The organism is Phycicoccus sp. M110.8, from assembly GCF_032464895.1.
Classification (GTDB): domain Bacteria; phylum Actinomycetota; class Actinomycetes; order Actinomycetales; family Dermatophilaceae; genus Pedococcus.
In genome coordinates, this window is record NZ_JAWDIC010000001.1 from 400,105 (window position 1) to 425,493 (window position 25,389).

Genomic DNA, 25,389 nt, shown 5'->3' on the forward strand with positions numbered 1-25,389 from the left:
CGCGCGTCGTTGGCGCGCCTACACTCCGGCCGCGTGGGGGATGAGCAGCTGAGCGAACCGGCCGACCCGGCCTGGGCCGACCCCGGCCGGGCCGGTGCGGCCGCGCCGGCCACCACCCTGCCGCCGCGCCCACCGATCGTCATGCACTGCGACGCGGGCGTCGTCCGAGCCGCCACCCTCGCGACCCTGCGCGGCTCGCTGCTGGGCTGGCAGGGCCTCCTCCTCGCCCTGCTGGCGCTGGTGTCCGGGTATGCCGTCGTCGCCGGGTCCGGCAGCTCCACGTGGTGGCAGCTGGGGCTGGCCGCCCTGGGGATGTACCTCCTCGTGGTCCTGGTGACCGCCCGTGGCGCCGGCAGGAGCATGCGGCGCATGCTGCCCGTGGGAGGGACGGTGCGCAGCTGGTATGCCACCCCGGACGCCGTGGCACTCGAGACCGGCACGGGGCGGACCGACCTGCGTCCCGGCTCGCTGCTGTCGGCACGGCGGTGCGGGCCCGTGACGAAGGTGCGGCTGGGCCGCACCCGGCGCCAAGGTTTCCTCCCGAGCGCCCTGCTGACCGACGAGGACCTCGCGTTCCTGGTCGGCACCGGGCGTCCGGCTCCCGCGGCGCCGGTGCCGCCGGTCGCCGAGCTCCCGCTCCTGCTCGTCGCCACCGACCGCACGCGCCGCACCCTGCGCCGGGCTGTCCTCACCTGGACGCTGCGGCGACCGCAGATGGTGCTGCTGGTGGGATGCGCCGTCCTCCTTGCGGCGATCGGCGCCTGGTCCCACGGGTCGGCCCAGGTGGTGGTCGCCGCCGTCCTGCTGTCCTACGGGGCGCTGCAGGTCGTGGGGAGCGTGCGGCTGCTCTCCCGTTCGTACCAGCCGGGCGCCCTGGTCCGTGCCGGCCTCATCGGGGACCGGCTGCGGCTGCAGACCGGCGACGACCTCGCGGACGAGCTCCCGCTGCAGTCCGTGCGACAGTGCCACGTGGGCCGGCACCACGTCCGGCTCGACCTCGGTCGCGGACGGCCACACCTCTTCCTGCCCCGGGACCTCTTCCCCCCGTCCGAGCTGGCCGACCTCCAGCGCCGCGTCGCCGGCCACCACTGACCCGGCCCGCCGGCACACGCACGAACCACCCCCTGCCCACCCGAGCCCGGCCCGACCCTGCCCCCCGGACTCCGGCACACGCTTGTCTGCGCACACACCTGCGTCTCACTGCGCACGGATCCACTCTGCGCGCAGTGACACGGACGTCTGTGAGCAGACCCGCGGTTCGGGGGCCGCACGGGGACGCGCAGGATGCCCGGGTCCTGCGGCCCTTGACGCAGCCGCCGACGCGGGCGCATAGTTGCCCCATCAGTTAATTAACCGATTGGTTGATGATGGACGACTCGCTCAGCACCACCTTCGCCGCCCTCGCCGACCCCACGCGCCGCGCCATCCTCGAGCGCCTCGCGCAGGGCGACGCGACGGTGGGCGAGCTGGCCGAGCCGTTCGCGATGAGCCTGCCGGCGATCTCCAAGCACCTCTCGGTGCTCGAGCGCGCCGGCCTGGTCACCAAGGACCGCGACGGGGTGCGACGCCACTGCCGCATCTCCGCCACGCCCTTGAGGTCCGCGACCACCTGGCTCGAGGAGTACCGCCGCTTCTGGGAGGCCAACCTCGACAGCCTGGACGCCTACCTCACCCACATCCAGCAGCACCCGGAGGAACAGCAGCCATGAGCACCACGACCGACTCCGCCCGCGTCACCACCGACGGCTCGGACATCGTCATCACCCGGCAGTTCGCCGCTCCCGCCCAGCTCGTCTACGACGCCATGACCCGGCCGGAGCACGTCCGGCAGTGGTGGGGCGCCGGCCACGGCACCATGACCACCTGCGAGGTCGACCTGCGCGTAGGCGGCCGCTGGCACTTCGCCCAGGTCACGCCCGACGGCCACGAGGTGTCCTTCTCGGGCGAGTACCTCGAGCTCGACCCCCCGGGCCGCATGGTCCACACCGAGAAGTTCGACGCCATGCCTGACAGCGAGCCCTCGACCATCGTCACGACCCTCACCGAGCAGGACGGCGTCACGACCCTGCACGCGGTCTGCACCTACGACTCGCCCCAGACGGTCGAGGCCGTCGTCGGGTCGGGCATGGAGAGCGGCCTGCAGTCGTCCTACAACGCCATCGACGACCTGCTCGCCCGGCTCAAGAACGCCTGAGGCCGACCCGCCTCACTCCCCCAGGACGACGACCCGCCCGGTCGTCCGGCCCGACGCCACGCGGGCCAGGGCGGCCGGGGCGTCGGCGAACGGCACCTGCTCGGAGACCACGGGCTCGACCGCCCCGGTGGCGGCCATCTCGAGCAGGCGCGCGTGCGCGTCCTGCGCGACCGCGGGGTTGCGCTCGAGGTACAGGCCCCAGTGCAGGCCGACGAGCGAGTAGTTCTTCACCAGCGCGTGCCCCAGCGGCGGGGTCGGGATGGTGCCGCTGGTGAACCCCACGACGACGATCCGCCCCTCGAAGGCCACCACCTTCGTCGAGGCCTCGAACGACGGGCCGCCGACCGGGTCGAACACGACGTCCGCACCGCCCCGGCCGAGCGCCTCGCGCAGGGCCCCGACGAGGTCCCCCTCGGTACGGTCGACGACGGCGTCGGCACCGGCGGCCCGCGCGACCTCGGCCTTGGCAGCTCCGCCCACGACACCGACGACCCGGGCGCCGAGGGCCTTGCCGACCTGCACCGCCGCTGTCCCGACACCGCCGGCCGCGGCGTGCACCAGCAGGGTCTCCCCGGCCTGCAGCGCGGCCCGGCGCACGAGCCCGACGTATGCCGTCTGGTACCCGATCGTCAGGCAGCTCGCCTGGGCATCGGACCACGACGGAGGTGCCGGGAACGCGCCCCCTGCCGGCATCAGGCACTGCTCGGCGAGACCGCCGGCCGGCACGGCGGTGGTGCCGACCACGCGGTCGCCGACGCGGGCCCGTCCGGGGTCGACGCCTGGACCCACCTCGAGCACCTCGCCGCAGACCTCCACGCCCGGCGTGAACGGCGGCTCCGGACGGACCTGGTAGTGACCGCGGACCATCAGGGCGTCGGGGAAGTTGAGGGCGGCGGCCAGGACGCGCACCCGCAGCTGTCCCGGCCCGACGGTGGGCTCGGGCACGTCTGCCAGCTGCAGCACCTCGGCCGGTTCGCCGAGGGCTGTCGCCTGCCACGCCTTCACGGTGCCTCCTGGGTCGGTGTCTCGGTCGGGTCGCCCCGGTCGGCCGGGTCTCCTGGTCGGCCGGGTCTCTCTGTCAGGTCGGTCGGATCGGTCGCTCAGCCGGGCCAGTCGGCGCCCATGGTGACCGGGGGCAGCGCGCCCGCCAGGCGCCGCATGCCCGCGAGCCAGCGGTCGGGGTCGGCCGCCCGGTGCGCGTACATCTGGGCGACCTCCGGGTGCGGCAGCACGAGGAAGCGCCCGTCGACCATCGCCGCGAACAGATCCTGCGCCACCTTCTCCGGCGAGACCGCGGTCGGCTCCATCAGGGCACGACCGGCGGCACCCGAGTTGCGCAGCATGTCGGTGTGAACGCCCTGCGGGCACACCGCGTGCACGCGGATCCCCTTGTCGCCGTAAGTCATCGACATCCACTCGGCGAACGCGAGCGCGGCGTGCTTCGTCACGGCATACGGGGCGGCACCGGGGATGGACAGCAGGCCGGCGGCGCTCACGGTCGCGACGAACGTGCCGCTCCCCCGCTCGAGCCACTCCGGCACGAGCAGGCGCGCCGCGCGCACGTGCCCCATGACGTTGACGTTCCAGGACACCTCCCACGCCTTCTCGGCCACGGCCTCCGTGCCGCCGCGGGCCACACCCGCGTTGGCGCAGTAGACGTCGATGCCGCCGAGGTGCTCGCGCGCCGCGGCCACGAGGGACTCGACACCCTCCTCGCTCGAGGCGTCGCCCGGCACCGCGTGGGCGCCGAGCGACTCGGCCGTGGCCGAGAGCGCATCGGCGTCGAGGTCGTTGACGACGACCCGCGCGCCCGCGTCGACGAAGGCACGGGCGTATGCCGCACCGATGCCGCGAGCGGCGCCCGTCACCACGACACGGGCGTCGGAGAGGTCAGGCGCCGTGGCGTCGAACGCCGTGTGTTCGAGCGGGGAGGGATCGACCGTCACAGGCCGCCGCCGAGGGTGACGCCGCCGTCGACGACGAGGGTCTGCCCGGTGATCCAGCCGGCGTCCTCCGACAGCAGGAACGACACGGCGCCGGCGACGTCCTCGGGCACCCCGAGACGCTTCATCGGATAGGCGGAGGCGACCTTCTCCTCGCGGCCCTCGTAGAGCGCCTGGGCGAACTGGGTCTTGACGATGGCCGGGGCCACGGCGTTGACCCGGATCCCCGGGCCGAGCTGGTACCCGAGCTCGGTGGTGAGGTGGATCAGGGCCGCCTTCGTCACGCCGTACCACGCGATCGGCCCCGCGGCGCCGATGCCGGCGATAGAGGCGACGTTGACGACGGCACCGGGCCGCCCGTCGGCCCCGAGCCCGGCTGCCACCGCCTTCTGCACCCAGGCCAGGGCTGCGACGACGTTGGTGTCGAACATCTTCCGCGCGGCGTCGAGCGGGGTGTCGAGCAGCGGCCCGTAGACGGGGTTGATGCCCGTGTTGTTGACGAGCAGGTCCAGGCCACCGAACCGCTCGAGCGCGGTCCGGACGACCTCGTCCTGGTGGGCCTCGTCCGCCGCGTTGCCGGCGACGCCGACCGCGTGGTCGGCGCCCCCCAGCTGCTCGGCGGCCTCGGCGAGGGCCTCGGGCTTGCGGGCCGTCAGGACCACGCGGGCACCCTCGGCGACGAGCCGGGCGGCGATGCCCAGGCCGATGCCGCGGGAGGAGCCGGTGACGATGGCGACCTTGCCGTCGTGTGCACCCACGCTCAGAGCCCGAGGTCCCGGCCGATGAGCTCCTTCATGATCTCGTTCGAGCCGGCCCAGATCTTGGAGACCCGGGCGTCGCGCCAGGCCCGCGCCACGCGGTACTCGTTCATGAAGCCGTAGCCGCCGTAGAGCTGGACGCACTCGTCGAGCACGTCGTTCTGCACCTGCGCGGAGAACCACTTGGCCTTGGCCGCGTCGACCGGCGTGAGCCTGCCCTCGGCGTGCGCGGCGATGCAGTCGTCGACGTAGGCTTGGGTGACCTCGAGGCGCGTCTGCAGCTCGGCGATCTTGAACTTGTTGTGCTGGAACGAGCCGACCGGCTGGCCGAACGCCTTGCGCTCCTTGGTGTACTCGATCGTCTCGCGCAGGATCTGGAACGCGTGCGCGGTGTTGGCCACCGCAGCGCCGATCCGCTCCTGCGGCAGGCGCTGCATCATCGAGATGAAGCCCATGCCCTCCTCGCCGAGGCGGTTGGCGTCGGGGACGCGCACGTCCTCGAAGAACAGCTCGGAGGTGTCGGCCTCCTCCTGGCCGACCTTGTCGAGCTTGCGGCCGCGGCTGAAGCCCTCCATGCCGGCCTCGACCATGAGCAGGGTGATGCCCTTGGCGCCCTTGGACGGGTCGGTGCGGGCCGCCACGATGACCAGGTCGGCCTGGTAGCCGTTGGTGATGAACGTCTTGGAGCCGTTGAGGATCCAGTCGCCGGAGCCGTCGTCGGCCCGCACCGCGGTGGTCTTCAGCGCGGCGAGGTCGGACCCGCCCGACGGCTCGGTCATCGCGATGGCGCAGATGAGGTCGCCGTTGGCCATGCCCGGCAGCCAGCGCTCCTTCTGCTCCTGCGTGCCGAGGTCGACGATGTACGGCGGGCACACGTCGGAGTGGATGCCGAAGCAGCTCGACACCGCGAAGTTGAACCCCGCGATCATCTCGGCCGCGATGGCGTTGAAGCGGTAGTCCTCGGCCCCCGCGCCACCGAACTCCTCGGGGATGTCGAGCCCGAAGAGCCCCTGCTTGCCGGCCTCCTTCCAGATGTCGCGGTCGATCGACTTGACCTCGAGCATCTGCTCGGCGCGCGGACGCAGCGTCCGCTCGACGAACTCCTGGACCGAGCTGCGGAAGGCCTCGTGGTCGGGGCCGTACAGGTTGCGGGGCATGGCTCTCCTTGCGTGACACGATGCTGACTAAGCGCTTGCTTAGTGTCCGATGTGTCGGGCATGCTGTCAACATGCCCAGCCCCGCCCGTCCGGTCGCCACCGCGCCGGCGACGACGCCCCAGGCGCCGCAGGACACCGCGCAGCGGCTGCTCCAGGCCGCCGCGGAGGCCTTCGCGGACCGCGGCTTCCACGCGACGACGACCCGCGACATCGCGGCGCGGGCCGGCCTGTCCCCCGCCGGCGTCTACGTGCACTTCGCCACCAAGGAGGAGCTGCTCTACCAGCTCAGCCGCGAGGGCCACGTCGTCGCCCGCGACATGCTGCGGGACGCCGCAGCGCGGGAGCAGACGCCGACGGATGCGCTGCGCGCGATCATGGCGACCTTCGCGCGCTGGCACGCCGAGCACTTCCGGGTCGCCCGCATCGTCCAGTACGAGTTCGGCAACCTCACCCCCGAGCACCGCGACGACGTGCTGCGGCTGCGCAAGGAGATCGACGCGGTCGTCCGGACCGTCGTCACCGAGGGCGTCGAGCAGGGCGAGTTCGACGTCGACGACGTGCCGGACACCACCCTCGCCCTCATGTCCATGGCCGTCGACGTCGCCCGCTGGTACGACCCGGAGATCAAGCGCACCCCCGAGGCCATCGGCACGGCATACGCCGAGCTCGGGCTCCGCCTGGTCAGCGCCCGCTGAGGGCCGGCGGCGACCGCCCCCTCACAGCACCCGGGAGACCCCGGGCACCCGCGTGACGAGCCAGCCGACGGCGAACACCGCGGGCACGCCCACCGCGGAGACCAGGACGAACTTGGCCTCGGGCGCCCAGGGCAGCGGGTGCGCGGCGCCCGACAGCAGGACGAGCACGACGGGGTGCAGCAGGTATGCCGCGTACGCGCCGCGCGACGCGCGCGCCAGCGCCGCTCCCGGCGGTCCGGACCAGCGGCGACGGAACCACGCCCACGCCCACACCGACAGGGTGAGCGCGCCGAGCCCGTCGACGAGGGCGAACGTGACCGCGAACGGGCCGAACCCGGTCACGAGGCTCTCGTCCTCAGTCGCGAACCCGTAGGCGGCCAGGGCGGTGAAGAGCACGAGCGATGCGGTGGCGACGAGACCGCTCGTCCGCGCGAGGCTGCGGGGGACGTCGTCGAGCCACCCGCGTTCGCGGGCGAGGGCCCCCACCGCGAAGACCCCGGCCGCCTGGGCCCAGTGCTGCCAGTTGAGGTTCCACAACGTCTCGGAGAAGTAGGACCAGCGCAGCCAGAGGACCAGGTCGGCGACCGCGATCCCGAGGGCTGCGACGGCCAGGATGCGCCAGCTGAGGCCTCCGGGGCGGGCCCGCGGCGGCCGCAGCCGCCGCCACGCGGCATACGCGAGCGAGAGGACGAGCAGCACGGTGATGAACCAGACCGGCCCGAGGTCGCGGTCGCCGCCGATGTCGGTGAGGTAGTCGACGAGGGTGCGCGACTCGCCCTGCACCCGGCCGCCGAGGTGGTCGGCGAAGGGGTCGACGAGGAGGAAGTAGAGCAGCGTCGGCACGCCCAGCCGCACCAGCCGGGCGCGCGCGAACGGCCCGGCCCCGCGCCGGGCCAGCGAGCCGGCCGCCATCCACCCACCCACCAGGAACAGCGGGGCCAGCCCGAAGACGCCCGCCAGGAACGCCGGGACGCCCAGCACCACCGGCGTCACCTGCGAGGTCGTCCGCTCCTCGTAGTACCAGCCGATGTCGACGACGTAGGCCGTCGCCACGTGGACCACCACGACGCCGGCGATGGTGGCGACCTTGAGCCGGTCGACCCAGACGAGGCGCGCGACGGAGCCCGCCACATCGGCCCGGGCGGACACGGACACGGCCACCTCCCCTCGGCGGGTTCACCGTAGGGGCGCGGGCGTCCCGCCACCCGGGCCCTTGGTCACGGGTCAGGCCTCCGTTTCGCCGTGGCGCACGCTCCCGGGACGGGTCGCGCGTCCCGGCCCACGGAGACGCCGCAGTCGCTACAGTGACCGCGGCGTCCGGCCGGGCGCCCGTCGACGAGGGGGGTTTCGCACCATGCTGTTCTGGGGTTGGGGTGGCAAGAGCATCAACCGTCAGGTGTCGCCGAACCAGGCGGTCGTCCTGATGTACCGGTACCTGCACCTGATGTTCCTGTTCACGACGACGTGGGGGTACCGGTACGCCCTCGCCACGGCGACCGAGCAGGGCTGGGCGACCCGGCCCATCAGCGATGCCGAGGCACGGGGGCTGCTCGGGGGCGAGGAGCTGCGGCCGAGCCCGTGGAAGCGGTTCAGCATCTTCCTGCCGCTGGGCATCCTGCTGCTGGTCGTGGTCGCGGCCGTCCTGCGCTGACCGACGGCGCGCGCCGGCGACCGGCGGACGACAGAGGGCCCCAGCCGCGTGCGGCTGGGGCCCTCTGTCGTCGTGCGGTCAGTCGCGGGTGAGCTTGCGGTAGGTGACGCGGTGCGGGCGGGCGGCATCGGCGCCGAGCCGCTCGACCTTGTTGGCCTCGTAGGCCTCGAAGTTGCCCTCGAACCAGTACCACTTGGCCGGGTTCTCGTCGTCACCCTCGTAGGCGAGAATGTGCGTCGCCACGCGGTCGAGGAACCACCGGTCGTGGCTGATGACCACGGCACACCCCGGGAAGTCGAGCAGGGCGTTCTCCAGCGAGCCCAGGGTCTCGACGTCGAGGTCGTTGGTGGGCTCGTCGAGCAGCAGCAGGTTGCCGCCCTCCTTGAGGGTCAGCGCGAGGTTGAGGCGGTTGCGCTCGCCACCGGAGAGGACGCCGGTCTTCTTCTGCTGGTCCGGCCCCTTGAACCCGAACTGCGACACGTAGGCGCGCGAGGGGATCTCGACCTGCCCGACGTTGATGTAGTCGTGCCCGCCGGACACCGTCTCCCAGAGGTTCTTGTTCGGGTCGAGACCGCCGCGGCTCTGGTCGACGTAGGAGATCTTGACGGTCTCGCCGATGTCGACGGTGCCGCCGTCGGCCTCCTCGAGGCCCACGATCGTCTTGAACAGGGTGGTCTTGCCGACTCCGTTGGGGCCGATGACGCCGACGATGCCGTTGCGCGGCAGGGTGAACGACAGGTCGTCGATGAGGATGCGCTCGCCGAAGCCCTTGCGCAGGTTCCGGACCTCGATCACCTTGCTGCCCAGGCGCGGGCCCGGCGGGATCGCGATCTCCTCGAAGTCCAGCTTGCGGGTCCGCTCGGCCTCGGCAGCCATCTCCTCGTACCGGGCCAGGCGCGCCTTGGACTTGGTCTGGCGGGCCTTGGCGTTGGACCGCACCCAGGTCAGCTCCTCGGCGAGGCGCTTGGCCAGCTTGGCGTCCTTCTTGCCCTGCACCTCCAGACGGGCGGCCTTCTTCTCCAGGTAGGTGGAGTAGTTGCCCTCGTACGGGTAGGCGCGGCCGCGGTCGAGCTCGAGGATCCACTGCGCCACGTTGTCCATGAAGTACCGGTCGTGCGTCACCGCGACCACGGCGCCGTGGTAGGCGGCCAGGTGCTGCTCGAGCCACAGCACCGACTCGGCGTCGAGGTGGTTGGTGGGCTCGTCGAGCAGCAGCAGGTCCGGCTTCTGCAGCAGGAGCTTGCAGAGGGCGACCCGGCGGCGCTCGCCACCGGAGAGGACGGTGACGTCGGCGTCCGGCGGCGGGCAGCGCAGCGCGTCCATGGCCTGCTCGAGCTGGGAGTCGAGGTCCCAGGCGTCGGCGGCGTCGATGGCCTCCTGCAGCTTGCCCATCTCCTCCATGAGCGCGTCGAAGTCGGCGTCCGGCTCGGCCATCTCGGCGGAGATCGCGTTGTAGCGGTCGAGCTTGGCCTTGATCTCGCCGGCGCCCTCCTCGACGTTGCCGAGGACGGTCTTGGACTCGTTGAGCTCGGGCTCCTGCATGAGGATGCCGACCGAGTAGCCCGGCGTCAGTCGGGCGTCACCGTTCGAGGGCTGGTCGAGGCCGGCCATGATCTTGAGCACCGAGGACTTGCCGGCGCCGTTGGGACCCACGACGCCGATCTTGGCGCCGGGGTAGAAGGAGATGGTGACGTCGTCGAGGATGACCTTGTCACCATGGGCCTTGCGGGCCTTCGACATGACGTAGATGAACTCGGGCATGGGGGCAAGGCTATCTGCCGGCGCCCCCACGCCCGAATCGGCGTCAGGCCCTCCTCACACGCCCGACAGCGCCGGTTCGCCGCCGTCGCGCGGCACCAGGCCGGTCGGCTCCACCGCCACCTCGTACTCGTCGGTCTCGGGGTCCCCGCCGTCGCGCCGCCGCGCCGCGAGGTCGCCGGGCTCGAAGTCGCCGAGGTCCTCCACCGGCGGCACCTCCTCCCCCTCGAGGGCCGCCATGACGTCCTGCACCCCCGCGTCGGCCATCCGGTCGTGTTGGTCGAGCTGGGCCCGGGTGACCCGGTGCAGCGCGGTGGTCCCCCAGTTGAGGTCGTGGCCCACGGTGTAGGCGTCGATCTCGACCGAGGTCGCGGGGGTGTTGTCCTGGCGCATCCACTGGTTGACCCGAAGCCGGCCGTGGACGACCACCGACTCACCCTTGTGGACCGAGTTCGCGACGTTCGCCCCGAGGGCCCGGAACGCCGTGACGTTGAAGAAGCTGGTGCCGGCGTCCTCGTAGCTGCCGGTCCGGGCGTTGAGGCGCCGCACCGTGGACGCCACCCGGAACGCCGCGAAGGGCACCCCGGTGCGGGTCGTGCGGGCCTCGGGGTCGGCGACCAGCCTGCCGGTCACCGTGATGTAGGACTCGTTCATCTCGCTCACCTCGTCATTCGTGTGCTGTGTGGTGCGACCACAGTGACGAGGCGGCGGGTACCCGACGAGGGCGTCCCGGCCGACCTGTGGACGACGAACCGCCCCGGGCGGCCCTGTGGACGGTCGCCGCCTTCGTCCCGGACGGGGTCCCGTCCAGGGGACGGCCCTGAGGCGCCCGCCTCTGGCACACTCGCCCCCGTGACCTCGAGGCCCGCGAGCAGCACCGCGGTGCTGGTCTGCCAGGGCCGGGCCGTGGCCGACGGGCGCCTCGCGGCGGGCCGGTACACCGACCCGGTCGCGCGAGAGCTGCTCGACCCGTCGGAGCGTGCCCTCGTCGACGACGTGCGGGAGGGGCGGCACCCGGACACCGGCGCGGCGCGGATGGCCTGGGAGCTCGTCCGCCAGACGGCGCTCGGCATGGTGCCCCGGACGGTCGCGATCGACCGGGCCGTGGCCGAGACGGTGGCCGGGGCGGTGGCCGAGATGGTGGCCGGGGCGGTGGGTGACGCTCCGGATGCGACCTCGGCAGGGGCCGCGGTCGAGGGCGGCACCGGGCAGGTGGTCATACTGGGGGCCGGGCTCGACGCCCGCGCCTGGCGGATGCCGGAGCTGGCCTCGTCGACCGTCTGGGAGGTGGACCACCCCGCGTCGCAGGAGGACATGCGCCGACGCGTGGGCGGTCGGCCGCCTGTCGCCGCACGCCTGGAGTGGGTCGCCGTCGACCTCGCCGACCAGCCCCTCGCCCCGGCCCTGGAGGCGGCCGGCTTCGACCGCCGGGAGCCGTCGACGTGGGTGTGGGAGGGCGTCGTTCCCTACCTGACCCGCCAACAGGTCGAGCGGACGCTGCGCCAGGTCGGCGAGCTCGCAGCCCCGGGGAGCCGGCTCGTCGTCAACTACCAGGCACGGTCGTGGGTGACCGCCGTGCTGCGCCGGGTCATGCGTGGCGTCGGGCGGCTGCTGCGGCAGCAGGACCCCCTGCGCGCGGAGCCGTGGCGCTCGCACTGGTCGCCGGCCCAGATGGCGCAGGCGTTGGGGCAGCCCGGCTTTCGCGTCGTGACGGACGACGACCTGCTCACCCTCTCGGCCGGGATGGACCTGCCCGGCGCCAGCACCGTGTCGATGCGCAACGGCCGGGTTGCCGTGGCCACCCGCACCTGAGATTCCCTCGCGTTGGCGCCGCGCGCCACGCGGCTCGGACCGCCACCCGGCCTGGCGCGCTTCCGGCTCAGACGGCGGCGAGCTCGAGCGCCTCGCGCGTCGTCTTGTGCCGGGCGAGCACCTCGCGCACCGGCGCCATGATGCGCGACTCCGCCACCGCGGCCACGGCGTCGAGGAGCCGCCGCCGGATGCGCTCGGCCCGTCGGCGCGCCCCGACGACCGCGAACCAGCGAGCGGCCGCCGAGAGCCCGAGACCGAGGACGAGTCCTCCGACCAGCAGCAGAAGCGGCACGGGCACCGAGCCGACCCGCGGGGTGTCCACCGCCGGCAGGGCCAGCCACCCGAGGACGACGAGCACCGCCAGCCACAGGGCACCGATCACGGTGAGCAGGGCCAGCACCAGCTGGGCCAGGCCGCACACGCGCCACCACAGCGGGGGTCGCATCTTCAGCGACGTGCCGACGACGGCCTGGTCGAGGGCGTCCGCGAGCTCCGGACCGGGAGGGGTCGCGGCGTCGGCGACGGCCTCGGCCCAGCGGTGCGGGAGCCCCTCGGCCGCGTCGGCACCCACGCGGCGCGTGGCGAGCTCGACGGCCGCGCGGGCGGCGGGGGTGGGCGGCGGCAGCGAGGAGCGGCCGAGGACCGTGCGCACGTCACCGGCCGTCACGGCCAGCTTCTCCTCGACCTCGTCGCGGGTGTTGAGGCGCAGCCGCTTCATCGGGTCGGGCCGCAGCGCGCGCACCCACCGGGTGAACGGCCAGCCCGTGCGCCCGTAGGCCTGGTGCCGGTAGTCGCGCTCGACGGCGTTGACGACCACCGGTATGCCGGCCGCCCGCGCCAGGGCGTCGACGAGCTCGTCGTCGACCTCCGCGGAGAGCTGCGGCTCGTTGACACCCAGGTCGGCACGCAGGGCCGCGGCGCTGGCGCGGATGTCCGCCGCCAGCCGGTGCTGCGCGGCGTTCTGGGCGGCGACTGCAGTCGCCAGGCGCATGCGCAGGGCCTCGACCCCCTCGCCGGTGCGCGCCGAGGTGGCGAGGACCTGCAGCTGGGCGATGCCGTCGTCGGCAGCGAGCCGGGACAGGTCCGAGCGCACCTGCCCGACGGCGTCGGGGGTGAGCCGGTCGGTCTGGTTGAGCACCGCCACGGTGACCGCGTCGTAGCTCGCCAGCACCTTGAGGTAGTCGTCGTGCAGCCGCGCGTCGGCGTACTTCTGCGGGTCGGTCACCCAGACGAAGACGTCGACCAGCTTGAGCACGCGCTCGGACTCCTCACGGTGCGCCAGCACCCGCGAGTCGAAGTCGGGGAGGTCCAGCAGGACCAGGCCGTCGAGCCGGCCCGGGCGCGCCTCGCGCCGGCGGCCCACGCGTCCGCGGACGAGGCCGACCGGCCCACGCCCGTCGCCGCGGCCCTCGCCCCCACGCGCCTCGCGCCGGCCGCGCCCGTCCGCCACGGCGTCCGCAGCCTCGAGGTCGCCGTCCAGCTCGGCCTCGTCATCGGGACCGACGCGGTGGCGCTGCTGCACCCCGAGCCAGTCCAGCAGCTCGCCGGCGTCCTCCTCGCCCCAGACGGCAGCGACGGGCCGCGAGGTCGTCGGGCGACGCGCGCCCACCATGGCGATGTCCTCGCCGACGAGCTCGTTGAACAGGCTCGACTTGCCCGACCCGGTCGCACCGGCGAGGGCGACGACCGTGTGGCCACCGGCCTTGGACGTCCGCTCGGCCACCTTGGCGACCAGCGAACGTGCCTCGTCACTGCGCCCGGGGTCCAGCTGGCCGTTGCCGGCCGCCAGCGCCTGCTCGAGGGCTGCGGACTTCTGGGCCAGCTCCTTGGCCGTGATGCCCTTGACCCGCGCACCACCCATGATCAGGGGGCTCATCGCACCGCCTTCACCGCTGCCGCGGCATCTGCCAGGCGCCGGGCCTGGTCCGTCGTCACGTCCACGTCCCCCAGGACCGCGTCGTACCGTGCCTGCTCCACGGCATACAGGTCGCGCACGCGGGTGAGGAGGTTCTCCCGGGCCTTGCGCGCCATGTCGCGCACGGCCTGGTCGCCGAAGATCGCCTCGAGCACCTTCTGCGCCAGCACCGCGGTGCCCCCGGCGATGCCCACCTCGGCCCCGACGAGGCCACCGGTGTGCGCGAAGGCGACGAGCATGAGGATCACGCCGACCCCGTTGAGGCCGTATGCCGCGATGCGCGCCGTGGTGCGCCGGTCCTTGCCCTCGCGGCGGACCAGGTCGAGGACGTCGCCCTGCCAGTCGCGCACGAGGCGCTCGACGCGCACGGCGAGGTCGGGCGACGGCTTGGCGAGGTCGTCCTCCGACCGCTCGAGCAGCGCGTCGCCGCCGGCCAGGCCACGCCAGGAGCGGGCGGCCACGAGCGGGGCGCCCTGGCCCTGCGCGAGAACGAGCGCGGCGACGCCGGTCTGGAGTGCCTCGCCGAGGTTCCCCGACGGCGCAGGGGCGCCCTTGAGCGCAGCCGTGATCCGGTCGCGCACCTTGGATACGGTCGACTCGACCTGCTTGAAGAACTCGCCCGTGCCGACGTACTCCTGCCAGCGGGCGAGGACCTCGCCGCGCAGCAGCGTGCCGTCGGTCATGCCCTGCTCGACGTTCTGCAGGGCGGCGGCGTAGGCGTCCTGGGCGGCGCGCTCGAGCCTCGCCAGCGCCTCGGCCTGGTGCTCGGAGGCGGTGACCAGCAGCGCGGCCCGGTCGTCGAGCGAGGCCAGTGCGCCCTCGAGCGTCTGGCGGACGATGACCCCGCGGGCCCGCGAGTCGCTCGCGAGCGCGGTGAGCCAGGACCGCAGCCGGGCGACGTCGCCCTCCGGCAGGCGTCCCTGCGGGCCCAGGGTGGCCTCGGGGATGCCGAAGATCGGCGCCGTGGACAGGCCCTGCTCCCGCAGCATGTGCGCGAGGTGGCTGCGGATGTCGGACATGGCCTCCGGCGGCACCCGGTCGAGGACGATCGCGACGGCGGTCCCCCGGTCGGAGGCCTGGCGCAGGAGCTCCCACGGCACCGCGTCGGCATACCGCGCCGCGGTCGTGACGAACAGCCAGAGGTCCGCTGCCGAGAGGAGCTGTCCGGCCAGGGCGCGGTTGGCGCTGACGACGGAGTCGATGTCCGGGGCGTCCAGCAGGGCCATGCCGGGGGGCAGCGAGCGCGAGGCGACCAGCCGCAGCGTGGTGGTGTCGCCGGCACCCGGGGCAGCGCCCGTCGTCCGGCTCAGGCCGGGCAGCACCCGGTCGTCGAGGAACCACTTCTCGTCGTCGGGGTGGTGCACCAAGACCGGCACGGTGGTCGTGGGGCGCAGGACGCCCGAGGCCGACACCTCGGCATCCACGACCGAGTTCACGAGGGTCGACTTGCCGGCACCCGTCGACCCGCCGACGACGGCCAGCAGCGGCGCGTCGAGCGAGCGCAGGCGGGGCAGCACGTAGTCGTCGAGCTGGCTGAGCAGCGCGGCGCGCGTGGCGCGGGCGGTCGCGACATCGGGGACGTCGAGGGGCAGCGCCGCAGCGGACACCTGCTCACGCAGGGTCGAGACGGCGCCCACCATGACTGTGGCGTCGTCGGGGGAAAGCACGTGCCCGAGCCTAACGAACCCGTACGCATGTGCCCGCCGCGACAGACCACGGCGACGCACGGGTTTGGTCACAACTTCGTCCGAACGGAGGAGGGTGGGCGCACCGGAGCGCGTCCGCAGGGCGCCCCCGCGCCCGGGCGCGTCCCGGCGTCCGGCCACCGTCAGGAGCGGCGCAGCCAGTCGTCGTAGCCGCTGGCGCTCGAGCCGTCCCCGCCCTCGACGGGGGTGAGCCGCTCGACCGGGGCGATCTCCTCGACGCCGTCGAGCACGATGGCGTCGTCGACCCCGCCACCGGGCACCGGCGACCTGCGGCCGGCCCGGCGGCGCCGCGGGCCCCGGGCACCGTCGGACGCAGCGGCCGGCTCGGCGTCCCGGCCGTCCCGCCCGGCCCCGAGCACCTCGTCCACCGCGTCCGCCTCGTCCTCCTCGAACTCTGCCGGCAGCCGCACCCACCACAGCGCCGCGACGACCAGGACGGCCGCCGTCGCGACGCTCGGGCCGAGGCCCACGAGCCCGAGCTCGACCGGACCCGGACCCGTCCACACCGTCACGGTCCCCGGGTCGGGCGCCGTCTCGAACGGGTTCCTCGTGAACATCGACACCACGCTCGCCACGACGCCCACGAGCGCCACGAGGAGCTGCGCGGCCCCGAGCGCCAGCAGCTCCCAGCGCAGGAGCCTCGCGTGCGACACGGGCCGGGCACGGTGCAGCACCGCCACGCCCCCGAGCACGACGAGGGCAGTGAAGAGCGCGGACAGCACCACCGGGCGGTAGACGCTCGTCTGCGCGAACGCCGTCACGTGCTGCAGGAACGTCAGGTGCAGCACCGTGCCGTCCGGGCCGGTCGGGCCGAAGGCGACGACCTGCCGCCACGCCGTGACGGCGTCGAGCACCTGCCCGAGGACGAGCAGGGCGGCCGCCGCCTCGAGGACGCGCACGGTGACGAACCACGTGCGGGCGGGTGTCCAGTCCGGGCGCCACGACGGCATACGAGCTCCCCCTTCGTCGCGACCCAATCTAGTTGGCCGCCGCGCCCGCACAACGTCCCCGACACAATGGGGTGGTGCGGATGTTCGCGGCGCTGGTGCCGCCGGCCGAGGCGGTCGAGGACCTCGACGCCTTCCTCGAGCCGCGGCGCGACGTAGGCGGCCAGCTGCGCTGGACCGACCCGGACCAGTGGCACGTCACGCTCGCGTTCATGGCGGACGTGCCCGAGCGCGCACTGGACCGCCTCGTGGAGGAGCTGCACGAGGCGGCGACGGGGCGGCCGGCACTGTCCCTGCGGATCCGCGGCGCGGGCGCCTTCCCCGAGGTGTACGACGCGCGAGTCCTGTGGGCGGGCGTCGACGGCGCGACCGACGCCTTGGTCGCCCTGGCCCGCGGCGTGCGCCGGGCGGCGGCGCGCGCGGGCGCGTCGCCGCAGGGCGGACCGTTCCACCCGCACGTGACGGTGGCCAGGTCGCGGCGACCGTTCGAGTCGACGCGGTGGCTGCGGGTCCTCGACGCGTATGCCGGGCCGGCGTGGACGGCTGCCGAGGTCACCCTCTTCGCGTCGCACCTCGGCGAAGGGCGCGGGCACCGCCCCCGTCACGAGCCCGTGGCCGTCGTGCCCCTCGGGGACCAGGACCGGTAGGCCTCGCGGCCGGTGGGGCGCCAGCCCGTGCGTTGGCGTGCGTTTGAGCCGATACGTAGGCCGGCATACGCATTTCGGGCGATCCGCTCACGGCTGCGCGGTGCCACGGTGGGGCATCGCCCCGCCGAAGGGACGGGGCCGTCTGGAAGCGAGAGAACCTCCATGCGCAGACTTCTCACGGGTGCCGCCGTCGTGCCACTCGCCATGATCGCCTTGGCGCCGAGCACGTTCGCCGCACCGCAGGGCGGACAGGTCTCCGGCGCCATCTTCACCACCGACGTCACCGGTGCACCGGTCAACCTCAACCACTACGCGGCAAAGCAGGACGTCTACCTCAACGGCGGCCCGGGCATCAACGCCCCCATCGGCGCCGCCGGGCTCCCCGCGGGCACGTACACGTTCCAGGTCACCGGCCCCAAGCCGACCCAGCTGCTCAGCTCGGACGCGCTCGCCTGCCGCCAGTTCACGGTGGACGGCTCCGGCGTGATCCAGAGCGTCACCGCCTCGGGCGCGTGCGCCCACGCCACCGGCACGAGCGCCGACGACCCCGGGATCACGGTCCAGCTGTACCCGTACGCCGACACCCCGAACCCCGGAGGCGTCTACAAGGCCTGGGTGACGCCGACCTCGCGGCTCGACTGCAACCGCTTCGCCAAGTACGGCTGCTTCAACCCGCGCTACAGCAAGACCGACAACTTCAAGGTCCTCGAGAACGCGATCGTGGAGATCGACACCCGGTTCTGGAAGAACGGCAACGCCCTGCTGGGCATGGCCGCCGGCTGGACCGACACCGTCGGCGCGTCGAACGTCAAGTACTCCGAGTACAACCCGGCGATCCTCGCCTACAACGAGGCGCACGTGGAGGCGGCCGAGGAGGGCACGCACACCATCACCGTCTCCGACCAGGCGGGCTGCACGATCGACTACGTGACCGGTCCCAACGGTGAGCGGTACCGCAACGGCAGCGGCAGCTACTCGGTCTCGGTGACCGTCGCGCCGTGGAACGCCGGCGACGACATCACGTACCGCGTGGAGGTCTACTGCAAGTAGGCGTCCCAGCACGTAGGCGTCGACGGCGCCAGGGACGAATCGGGCCCGGGGTCGGCAGGTGTGCCGACCCCGGGCTCGCGCCGTCCAGCGCCCTCCTGCCCCAGGTCACACGGTCAGCCGGTCGCGGGCCATCTGGTCGGGCGGACGCAGCGCCCCCGGCAGGAGCCGCCGGTCTCACTGGCGTTCGACCGGCTCCCGTCGTCCTGCCGGGGTCGCCGACCTCACTTCGTTCGGTCTGGCGCCCCCGGCAGGACTCGAACCTGCGACCTCGGGATTAGAAGGCCCTTGCTCTATCCAGCTGAGCTACGGGGGCTGGGCCCGCACAGTCTAGGGGCGCATCCCCGCACGCAGCTGTGCACTGCGCCGCAGGGCCAGCTCGGCGAGCAGGGCCGCGCCGTCGGGCACCACCGAGTCGTCGAAGTCGGCCCGCGGCGAGTGGTTGTCCGGCGCCGACTCGTGGTCCTCGGCCGGGCAGGCGCTGAGGTTGACGTAGGCGCTGGGCACGAGCTCCCCGACGAACGAGAAGTCCTCCGACCCCATCTCCGGGTCGCGCTGGTGCGTGTACCGGTCCTCGCCGAAGAGGTCGACGATCGTGTCCTTGGCAAAGGCGTACTCCGCCTCGTCGTTGACGGTCACCGGGTACCCCGGCAGGTGCGTGACCTCGGCGGTGAGCCCGTGCGCGGCGGCGATGCCGGTGGCGAGCTGCTCGATCCGCCGGCTCACCTCCGCACGGCTCTCGGGCGAGAGGCTGCGCACGGTCGCCTCGAAGACGGCGTCGTCCGGGATGATGTTGTCCTTGGTCCCGCCGACAAACTTGCCGACGGTGACGACCACCGGGTCGAAGACGTCGAACTGCCGCGTCACCAGCGTCTGCAGCGCCACCACGACCTCGCACGCGACGGGGATGGGGTCCTTGGCCCGGAACGGCTGGGAGCCGTGGCCACCGGCACCCACGATGCGCACGTACACCTCGTCGGCGGCCGCCATGAGCGGGCCGGGCCGCCCGAACCACGTGCCGCGGGGGTGCTCGGAGGAGTAGACGTGCAGGGCGTATGCCGCGTCGACGCGGCGCCCGGCGACGTCGAGCAGGCCCTCGTCGATCATCGGCTTCGCACCGCCGGGCCCCTCCTCCCCCGGCTGGAACATGAAGACCACGTCGCCCTCGAGCTCGTCCCGCAGCTCGTGCAGGATGCGCGCCGCGCCGACGAGCCCGGCGACGTGCAGGTCGTGGCCGCACGCGTGCATGACGCCCTCGTGCTTCGACACGTACTCCAGCGGCAGGTCCTCGGTGACCGGCAGCGCGTCCATGTCGCCACGCAGCAGGACGACCGGGCGCTCGCCCTCGGGGTCACCGCCACGGCCGCGCAGCACGGCGACGACCGAGGAGAGGTCCCGCCCCAGGGTGACCTCGAGGTCGAGGTCCGCGAGGGCGTCGACGACGGCCTGCTGCGTCAGCGGCAGGTGCATCCCCACCTCGGGGAAGCGGTGCAGCTCGCGCCGCAGGGCGACGAGGTCGGGGCGGAGGGACTCGGCGAGGTCGAGGGTGCGCATCCGTGCACGCTAGTGCGTGGCTCGTCCGACTACAGGAACTGCTGCCGCGCGGCGGTGATGGAGCCGAGCAGCTCACGCTCGGTCTCCAGCGCCTGCCGGTCGGCCGCGCTGTGCTGCATGCGGGCCCGCAGCAGCGCCAGCTCGGACGCCGCGTCCTGGAACCTGCGCATCGACGACAGCCCCCGCCGGCCGCCCGCGCCCCGGGCCCACGCCCGCGCCGCGCGGCGCCCCGACATGGTCGAGAGCATCTGCACCTCGCCGCGGCTGAACCAGCCGGCGTCGGCGTACTGGCTCAGGTAGCGGCCGATGAGCCGGCCCTCCCGCCGCCGCGCCCAGACGACCAGGGCGACGAAGCCGAGGAAGATCGGCACCTCGACGACGAGGTAGACCGCGAGCAGGCCGTTGCCGCCGCTGAAGGCCGCGAGGTTCCACAGCGCGTGCAGGGCGGCACCCAGCAGGTAGCCCACGAGCGGCGCCAGCACCTTGAGCGCACGGCTGCGGGTCGACGCGGCGATGCCGATGCCGATGCCGGTCATGGCCGTGAACATCGGGTGCGCGAACGGGGTGAACAGGCACCGGGCGACGAAGGTGCCGGTCAGCGCCTGGTCTCCCCCGTCGGCATACGCCATGCCGAGGTACTGGATGTTCTCGGTGAAGGCGAAGCCGGCCGCCACCACGCCCGCGTAGACGATCCCGTCGATGATCCCGTCGAACTCGCGCCGCCGCAGCCGCCAGACCAGCAGCACGAGCAGGCCCTTCGACGCCTCCTCCACCAGTGGTGCGGAGAAGATCGCCGTGGCGAGCATCGCCGGCTCGTCCGCGCCGGTGGCGGCGCGGAAGGCGATGTTGGCGCCGGTGTTGAAGACGCCGGCCGCGAGCGCCGCGACGAGGGCACCCCAGAGGAACGCGACGACGAGGTAGCGGTTCGGCTCGGCCTCGAAGCGGTCGAGCCAGAGGAAGGACGGGATGACGATGCCGAGCGGGATCCCCGCCAGCAGCACCGCGAACAGGGTCGTCACCACCCCGAGGGTGGCGTTGTAGTAGACCGCCAGGACGACGGCGGCCACGGCGAACCCGACGACGATGAGGCCGCCGAGCAGCCACCGACGGACGGCGGCCCGGCTGCTGCCGCGCCCCGACGCCTCCGGGTGGGGGCCGGCCCCCGCCACCGGCGGCCCGGCATACCCCTGCTCCTGTCCCCAGGTCATGACCGGCAGGCTAGTGCAGCACCTGGGGACCGGCCCGCGTCGCGGCGGCCCGCGCCATAAGGTGGCGGTCGTGAGCACCCCGACCGAACGTTCCGTCAACGACCGCATCGTCTGGATCGACTGCGAGATGACGGGGCTGTCCCTGCGCGACGACGCACTCATCGAGGTGGCCGCCCTCGTCACCGACTTCGAGCTCAACCAGCTCGGCGACGGCGTCGACGTGGTCATCGCCCCGCCGCCGGAGGCCCTGGAGCAGATGGACCCGTTCGTGCGCGACATGCACACGACCTCCGGGCTGCTCGAGGAGCTGGCGAGCGGCACGACGATGGAGGACGCGCAGGCGCAGGTGCTCGCGTACGTGCGCGAGTGGGTCCCCGAGCCGCGCAAGGCACCGCTGGGCGGCAACACGGTCGCGACGGACCGCGGGTTCCTCGCCCGCGACATGCCCGAGCTCGAGGCGCACCTGCACTACCGGATCATCGACGTGTCGTCGGTGAAGGAGCTGTCCCGCCGCTGGTACCCGCGCGCCTACTTCAACGCACCGAAGAAGTCCGGCGGCCACCGCGCCCTCGCCGACATCCGCGAGTCCATCGCCGAGCTGCGCTACTACCGCCAGGCCGTGTTCGTGCCCCCGCCCGGACCGGACAGCGACACCGCCAAGTCGATCGCCGCGCAGCACGTGGTCGACCACGGCTGAGCCTGCGGCGTATGCCGGCCGGTCGCGGCGGCGCGTGGCCGGCGCCCTCGCGGGGTCGTGCCGGGGTGGTCACGAGCACCCCCGGGGAACGGGTACTATTGGCGTCGCTTCAGCGGCCGGCAGCGTCCGGCCGCGACGCATGGTGGGTGTAGCTCAGCTGGTAGAGCGCTGCGTTGTGGTCGCAGATGTCGCGGGTTCAAGTCCCGTCACTCACCCCACACCGAGGGCCCCCGACCGACAGGTCGGGGGCCTTCGTCGCCTCCCCGGCCGCGTCCGGCACCATGGAGGGCGTGTTCGTCCCCACCAAGCGCCAGCAGAAGGTCGTCCGCATCACCGTCTGGGCGGCGGTGCTCGGCTTGCTGCTGGGCGTGCTGGCCCAGGTGGTCTTCGCCGTCGGCGCGGACGCCCACACGGCGCTGAAGACCGTGTCCCCCGCGGACGGCTCGCGCCTCACCACCGCCCCGACCCAGGTGGTGCTCACCTTCGACGACCCGATCAGCGAGAGCTTCGCGACCGTGACCGTCACCGGGCCGGGCGGGTCCGTCGGCACCGGGCGCGCGGCGGTCGACGGTGCCGTCGTGACGCAGGCGCTGCGCTCGGGCCTGGCCGACGGCCGCTACACCGTGGCCTTCCGGGTGGTCAGCGACGACGGCCACCCGGTCTCCGACACGACCACGTTCCAGCTGGCGGCGTCGGCGTCGCCCAGCGCGACCACGGGCGCGACGCCGTCGGCCGGGTCCTCCTCGCCCGCGCCCTCGGCCACGGCGACGGCGGTCCAGGCCGACGCGGCGCCGGCGAGCGCCGACGACGGGCGCACCAAGCGACTGGGGCTGGCCGTCGGCGTCGCCGCGCTGGCCCTCGCCGCGGGCACGGCCGTGGTCGCCGCGACCCGTCGCCGCCGGGCCGGGTGACCGCTCCGAGCACCCACCGCCAGCCCGGTTCCGGGCGGCGAAAGAACCGCCGCAGCAGCCGATTTCACGTGGACGGCACCGTGCTGCTACTGTCTCTCCTCGCGCGCCATTAGCTCAATTGGCAGAGCAGCTGACTCTTAATCAGCGGGTTCGGGGTTCGAGTCCCTGATGGCGCACCACCACCGAAGGCCCGCGACCCACGGTCGCGGGCCTTCGGCGTGTCGGGGGTGGGCCGGCGCGTGCGAGGGGGACGGCACGGCCGGCGAGCACCCCCGTGGCGGGGCCTCACACCACGTCGATGACGGCCTGCGCCTTGAGCGGGCACGGCAGGTTCGGGTCGAAGGTCAGGGTGAGCGCGCTGGCCACCATGAAGCCACCGATCGTCTGCGCCGCCACCTCCGGTGGCGTGCCGGGCTTGGTGAGGTTGACGTCCTGGCCGTAGACGAAGACCCGCCACCGCCCGTCGACCGGCAGCTTGTTCTTCGCCAGGATGCCCGCGGCGCGCTCGAGGTCGAACATCGCGGCATACGTGCCGTCGTTGGCGCCGGGATCCTTCCCGAGCCCGTCGTCGGTCAGCCTCTCCACGAAGAACAGGCCGTCCGGGCCCGGCGACCTGAAGACGCACAGGCCGTAGAGCTCGGGTCCGCGGAACTGGGACTTGTCGGGCCGGGTGAAGGTCGCGTTCGCCCACAACGGGTCCCACAGGTGCACGACTGCCGGCGTCGTGACGGTGACGTCGTCGCACACGTGGATGTTCGTCTGTGTCTCGCTCACCGAGTGGGTGTACGTGCCGACGTCGGTCGTGCGGGTGTACGTCCACTCGACGTCGGCGGTGTACGCCTCCCCCGCGTTCGGGGCCTGCGGCAGGCTCCACGACGCCTCCACCTTCTCCGCCAGCGTCTTCTCCCCGGCACCGGGCGGGGTCGCCTCCTGCCCGCGCCACCAGGGGTCGGCAGCGTCCGAACAGGCGACCGCGAGCGCGACGCTGGCGATGGCGCCGGCGACCCCGGCGACGGTCCACTCGGTCTTCGGGGCAGGGGTGCAGCAGTGCACGCTGGGGTCGGTCTCCTCGAACGTGCCCTTCACGCCGACGTTGAAGGTGCCCGCGCCGGCAGCCGCCGCGATGATCCCCACGAGCGCCGCGATGATGAAGACGATGAGGGCCACGACCTTCCACCAGGGGTCGGAGAACGGCAGGTCGCCGTGCACCCCCTCGTAGGCCGGGTTGGGTTGCCACTCCGCAGTGAAGCCGACCGGCACCCAGGGACCCAGGGGCTTGTCGTGGCACTTGCCGTCCGCCGGGTCCTGGTCCCAGTCGTCACCGGGGCCGATGACCTTGACCTTCGACATGGTCAGGGTGCCCTCGTCGAGGGTGCACGTCCACGCCCTGGCATTGGTGTCGTACCGGGTCTGGGACACGAAGATCTGGCTCAGCGAGCGCCGCGACGAGAAGCCCGCCGACGTGGCGACGACGCTCACCCTCGGCTTGCCGGGACTGGCGTTCTCGAAGTTCGCCCGCCACGACACGGTGATGGTGGCGTTCGCCGGGACACGAGGCAGCGTGTGGGTGTACGGCACGACGGCCACCCCCGGGTCGCTCACGCCCTCGAGGTAGACCTCGACGTCGGTGAGGTCGGCCGACGAGGTGTTCGTGACGTGGCAGGTGATCTCGAGGTTGTAGATGGCGTTGTCGAAGATGCCGTCCGGCAGCATGACGTGGGTGATCGGCTCGACCGCGAACGGGCGGCTCAGCACCTGCAACGGCGTGGCGGTCATGACTTCCCCCGATGCTGGGTGTCACTGGCATGGGTGACCACGAACATGATTCCTCCCGTCTCGCGGTCCCCGTCGTGCTCGACGACGTGGACCGCCTCGTACTGCCCGCGCTCGAGGCGGCGGCCGTCGACGGCCAGCCGCAGCGGCACCCGGGTCCCTGCGGCCACCCGCACGTCGAGCTCGCGGCTCCCCTTGGCCTGCGCCGAGGGGTCGGGGCAGAGCGCCGGACCGACCGCCAGGCTGGCCCGGACGGTCCCCGCCCGTGCCGGTTTCAGGTGCGACAGGCCGAGGTGCTCGGCCAGGTCACGGTCCAGGCTCTGGCGCTCCTCGATCCGGACGTGGGCGGCCTTGTCGACCCTGGCCCCTGCGACCAGGGTGAGGGTGAGCACCCTCATCTGGCCGCCGGCCTGGAGCACGGTCAGGTTCCGCTGCGCCACCTGGTGGTAGGTGGGCGGGTCGTAGGCGTCCGGCAGCGGGGACGGGAGCGGGTCCGCCGCGGACACGACCACCGCCACCAGGCACTCGTGGCCGTCGTTGACGACGACCGGCAGCCACGGCGTCAGGCACAGCACGTCCATGGACTGCCCCGCTGCGACAGTGACGTAGCCCGACCCGATCGGGTGCGCGGTCGACCGGGCGACCTGGAGCGAGGGGTCGGCCCAGACGAAGTCCACCCGGGCGTCCGTGACGTCCGCCGGTCCCTGGTTCGTCACCGTGGCCCACACGTATGCCCCCTGCCCGCCGACGGGGCTGCCCGGCGGACCGGTGGGGTCGTTCCCCGGGACGACCCAGATGTCGGTGCTCAGCCACCACGGGTTGCCGTCGCGGATCTCGAGCGTCGTCGCAGACATGGTCTTGTTCCTCCTCGTCGGAGCCCACTGGAGCTGCGGGTGTCCGCCCCTGCCACGGCCGCCCTGTCTGCCGGTCCCCCAGGACCGTGTACCCGGCCTCGGCAGGCCGGTCCGCACTGGCCCAACAGGCTGCATACCGTCCTCGCCGGGCGGATCAGGGCC

The 25,389-nt window shown here is 73.2% G+C and carries 24 protein-coding genes and 3 tRNA genes; 12 read left to right on the forward strand and 15 right to left on the reverse strand.

The genetic code is table 11. The features are described from left to right. Positions 1–33: 33 nt before the first annotated feature. The 3 genes from RKE38_RS01910 (at position 34) to RKE38_RS01920 (ending at position 2,194) form a co-directional block, all read left to right on the forward strand. A complete protein-coding gene (locus RKE38_RS01910; RefSeq protein WP_316005768.1) occupies positions 34–1,092 on the forward strand; it encodes a hypothetical protein in 1,059 nt (352 codons plus the stop codon). Between the two features lie 272 nt (positions 1,093–1,364). Beyond that, the gene (locus RKE38_RS01915; protein ID WP_316005769.1) at positions 1,365–1,709 is read left to right on the forward strand and encodes a metalloregulator ArsR/SmtB family transcription factor; all 345 of its coding nucleotides are present in this window, start codon (positions 1,365–1,367) and stop codon (positions 1,707–1,709) included. After that, positions 1,706–2,194, forward strand: coding sequence for an SRPBCC family protein (locus RKE38_RS01920; protein WP_316005770.1), 489 nt, complete (start codon positions 1,706–1,708; stop codon positions 2,192–2,194). Before RKE38_RS01915 ends, RKE38_RS01920 begins: the two co-directional genes overlap by 4 nt. A 12-nt stretch (positions 2,195–2,206) precedes the next feature. Here RKE38_RS01920 and RKE38_RS01925 read toward each other — a convergent pair whose 3' ends face one another. The 4 genes from RKE38_RS01925 to RKE38_RS01940 all read right to left on the reverse strand — a co-directional run bounded on the left by RKE38_RS01925 (position 2,207) and on the right by RKE38_RS01940 (position 6,052). Further along, positions 2,207–3,199 (reverse strand): NADPH:quinone oxidoreductase family protein, encoded by a 993-nt coding sequence (locus RKE38_RS01925; protein ID WP_316005771.1) that lies wholly within the window; start codon positions 3,197–3,199, stop codon positions 2,207–2,209. Positions 3,200–3,294: 95 nt separating this feature from the next. After that, on the reverse strand, positions 3,295–4,140 hold the full coding sequence (locus RKE38_RS01930; RefSeq protein ID WP_316005772.1) for an SDR family oxidoreductase: 846 nt from the start codon (positions 4,138–4,140) through the stop codon (positions 3,295–3,297). Beyond that, a complete protein-coding gene (locus RKE38_RS01935; protein WP_316005773.1) occupies positions 4,137–4,895 on the reverse strand; it encodes an SDR family oxidoreductase in 759 nt (252 codons plus the stop codon). Before RKE38_RS01935 ends, RKE38_RS01930 begins: the two co-directional genes overlap by 4 nt. A 2-nt stretch (positions 4,896–4,897) precedes the next feature. Beyond that, positions 4,898–6,052 (reverse strand): acyl-CoA dehydrogenase family protein, encoded by a 1,155-nt coding sequence (locus RKE38_RS01940; RefSeq protein ID WP_316005774.1) that lies wholly within the window; start codon positions 6,050–6,052, stop codon positions 4,898–4,900. 71 nt (positions 6,053–6,123) lie between these two features. Between RKE38_RS01940 and RKE38_RS01945 the strand changes: the two genes are divergently transcribed. Continuing rightward, positions 6,124–6,747, forward strand: coding sequence for a TetR/AcrR family transcriptional regulator (locus RKE38_RS01945; RefSeq protein ID WP_316005775.1), 624 nt, complete (start codon positions 6,124–6,126; stop codon positions 6,745–6,747). A gap of 21 nt (positions 6,748–6,768) precedes the next feature. Here RKE38_RS01945 and RKE38_RS01950 read toward each other — a convergent pair whose 3' ends face one another. Then, on the reverse strand, positions 6,769–7,902 hold the full coding sequence (locus RKE38_RS01950) for an acyltransferase (protein ID WP_316005776.1): 1,134 nt from the start codon (positions 7,900–7,902) through the stop codon (positions 6,769–6,771). A gap of 199 nt (positions 7,903–8,101) precedes the next feature. Between RKE38_RS01950 and RKE38_RS01955 the strand changes: the two genes are divergently transcribed. Next, positions 8,102–8,398 (forward strand): hypothetical protein, encoded by a 297-nt coding sequence (locus RKE38_RS01955; protein ID WP_316005777.1) that lies wholly within the window; start codon positions 8,102–8,104, stop codon positions 8,396–8,398. A gap of 78 nt (positions 8,399–8,476) precedes the next feature. Here the strand turns inward: RKE38_RS01955 and ettA are convergent, their stop codons facing one another. Next, entirely contained in the window at positions 8,477–10,159 is a 1,683-nt protein-coding gene (gene ettA, locus RKE38_RS01960; RefSeq protein WP_316005778.1) for an energy-dependent translational throttle protein EttA, read from the reverse strand. A gap of 54 nt (positions 10,160–10,213) precedes the next feature. Beyond that, complete coding sequence (locus RKE38_RS01965; RefSeq protein WP_316007578.1) at positions 10,214–10,810, reverse strand: single-stranded DNA-binding protein; 597 nt, start codon at positions 10,808–10,810, stop codon at positions 10,214–10,216. 198 nt (positions 10,811–11,008) lie between these two features. On the opposite strand from RKE38_RS01965, the gene RKE38_RS01970 reads away from it, so the two are divergent. Next, positions 11,009–11,968 carry a class I SAM-dependent methyltransferase gene (locus RKE38_RS01970; protein ID WP_316005779.1) on the forward strand — a complete coding sequence of 320 codons (960 nt, stop codon included), beginning with the start codon at positions 11,009–11,011 and terminating at the stop codon, positions 11,966–11,968. Positions 11,969–12,035: 67 nt separating this feature from the next. On the opposite strand, the gene RKE38_RS01975 is transcribed toward RKE38_RS01970, so the two are convergent. The 3 genes from RKE38_RS01975 to RKE38_RS01985 form a co-directional block, all read right to left on the reverse strand. Beyond that, entirely contained in the window at positions 12,036–13,844 is a 1,809-nt protein-coding gene (locus RKE38_RS01975; protein WP_316005780.1) for a dynamin family protein, read from the reverse strand. Further along, positions 13,841–15,550 (reverse strand): GTPase domain-containing protein, encoded by a 1,710-nt coding sequence (locus RKE38_RS01980; protein ID WP_316005781.1) that lies wholly within the window; start codon positions 15,548–15,550, stop codon positions 13,841–13,843. The genes RKE38_RS01975 and RKE38_RS01980 overlap by 4 nt, the downstream gene beginning before the upstream one ends. Positions 15,551–15,711: 161 nt before the next feature. Beyond that, on the reverse strand, positions 15,712–16,539 hold the full coding sequence (locus tag RKE38_RS01985; protein WP_316005782.1) for a hypothetical protein: 828 nt from the start codon (positions 16,537–16,539) through the stop codon (positions 15,712–15,714). Positions 16,540–16,619: 80 nt separating this feature from the next. Here RKE38_RS01985 and thpR point away from each other — a divergent pair, with 80 nt between their 5' ends. Both thpR and RKE38_RS01995 read left to right on the forward strand, forming a co-directional pair. Beyond that, positions 16,620–17,183 (forward strand): RNA 2',3'-cyclic phosphodiesterase, encoded by a 564-nt coding sequence (gene thpR, locus RKE38_RS01990; RefSeq protein ID WP_316007579.1) that lies wholly within the window; start codon positions 16,620–16,622, stop codon positions 17,181–17,183. A gap of 162 nt (positions 17,184–17,345) precedes the next feature. After that, the gene (locus RKE38_RS01995; RefSeq protein WP_316005783.1) at positions 17,346–18,233 is read left to right on the forward strand and encodes a hypothetical protein; all 888 of its coding nucleotides are present in this window, start codon (positions 17,346–17,348) and stop codon (positions 18,231–18,233) included. A 236-nt stretch (positions 18,234–18,469) separates the two neighbouring features. On the opposite strand, the gene RKE38_RS02000 is transcribed toward RKE38_RS01995, so the two are convergent. From RKE38_RS02000 to RKE38_RS02010, 3 genes are all read right to left on the reverse strand, one after another. Continuing rightward, positions 18,470–18,546, reverse strand: a tRNA-Arg gene (locus RKE38_RS02000). Between the two features lie 14 nt (positions 18,547–18,560). Beyond that, entirely contained in the window at positions 18,561–19,784 is a 1,224-nt protein-coding gene (locus tag RKE38_RS02005) for a M20 family metallopeptidase (protein WP_316005784.1), read from the reverse strand. A gap of 29 nt (positions 19,785–19,813) precedes the next feature. Then, entirely contained in the window at positions 19,814–20,992 is a 1,179-nt protein-coding gene (locus RKE38_RS02010) for a PrsW family intramembrane metalloprotease (protein WP_316005785.1), read from the reverse strand. 70 nt (positions 20,993–21,062) lie between these two features. Between RKE38_RS02010 and orn the strand changes: the two genes are divergently transcribed. The 4 genes from orn to RKE38_RS02030 all read left to right on the forward strand — a co-directional run bounded on the left by orn (position 21,063) and on the right by RKE38_RS02030 (position 22,779). After that, complete coding sequence (gene orn, locus RKE38_RS02015; RefSeq protein WP_410055421.1) at positions 21,063–21,689, forward strand: oligoribonuclease; 627 nt, start codon at positions 21,063–21,065, stop codon at positions 21,687–21,689. A gap of 142 nt (positions 21,690–21,831) precedes the next feature. Further along, positions 21,832–21,907: transfer RNA gene (locus RKE38_RS02020), tRNA-His, on the forward strand. Between the two features lie 72 nt (positions 21,908–21,979). Next, positions 21,980–22,600, forward strand: coding sequence for a copper resistance protein CopC (locus tag RKE38_RS02025; RefSeq protein WP_316005787.1), 621 nt, complete (start codon positions 21,980–21,982; stop codon positions 22,598–22,600). Between the two features lie 103 nt (positions 22,601–22,703). After that, positions 22,704–22,779, forward strand: a tRNA-Lys gene (locus RKE38_RS02030). Positions 22,780–22,885: 106 nt separating this feature from the next. Here RKE38_RS02030 and RKE38_RS02035 read toward each other — a convergent pair. Together RKE38_RS02035 and RKE38_RS02040 are read right to left on the reverse strand one after the other, a co-directional pair. Continuing rightward, a complete protein-coding gene (locus tag RKE38_RS02035; protein ID WP_316005788.1) occupies positions 22,886–24,376 on the reverse strand; it encodes a choice-of-anchor X domain-containing protein in 1,491 nt (496 codons plus the stop codon). Beyond that, positions 24,373–25,227, reverse strand: a complete 855-nt coding sequence (locus tag RKE38_RS02040) for a hypothetical protein (protein ID WP_316005789.1) — start codon at positions 25,225–25,227, stop codon at positions 24,373–24,375. The genes RKE38_RS02035 and RKE38_RS02040 overlap by 4 nt, the downstream gene beginning before the upstream one ends. Positions 25,228–25,389 lie beyond the last annotated feature (162 nt).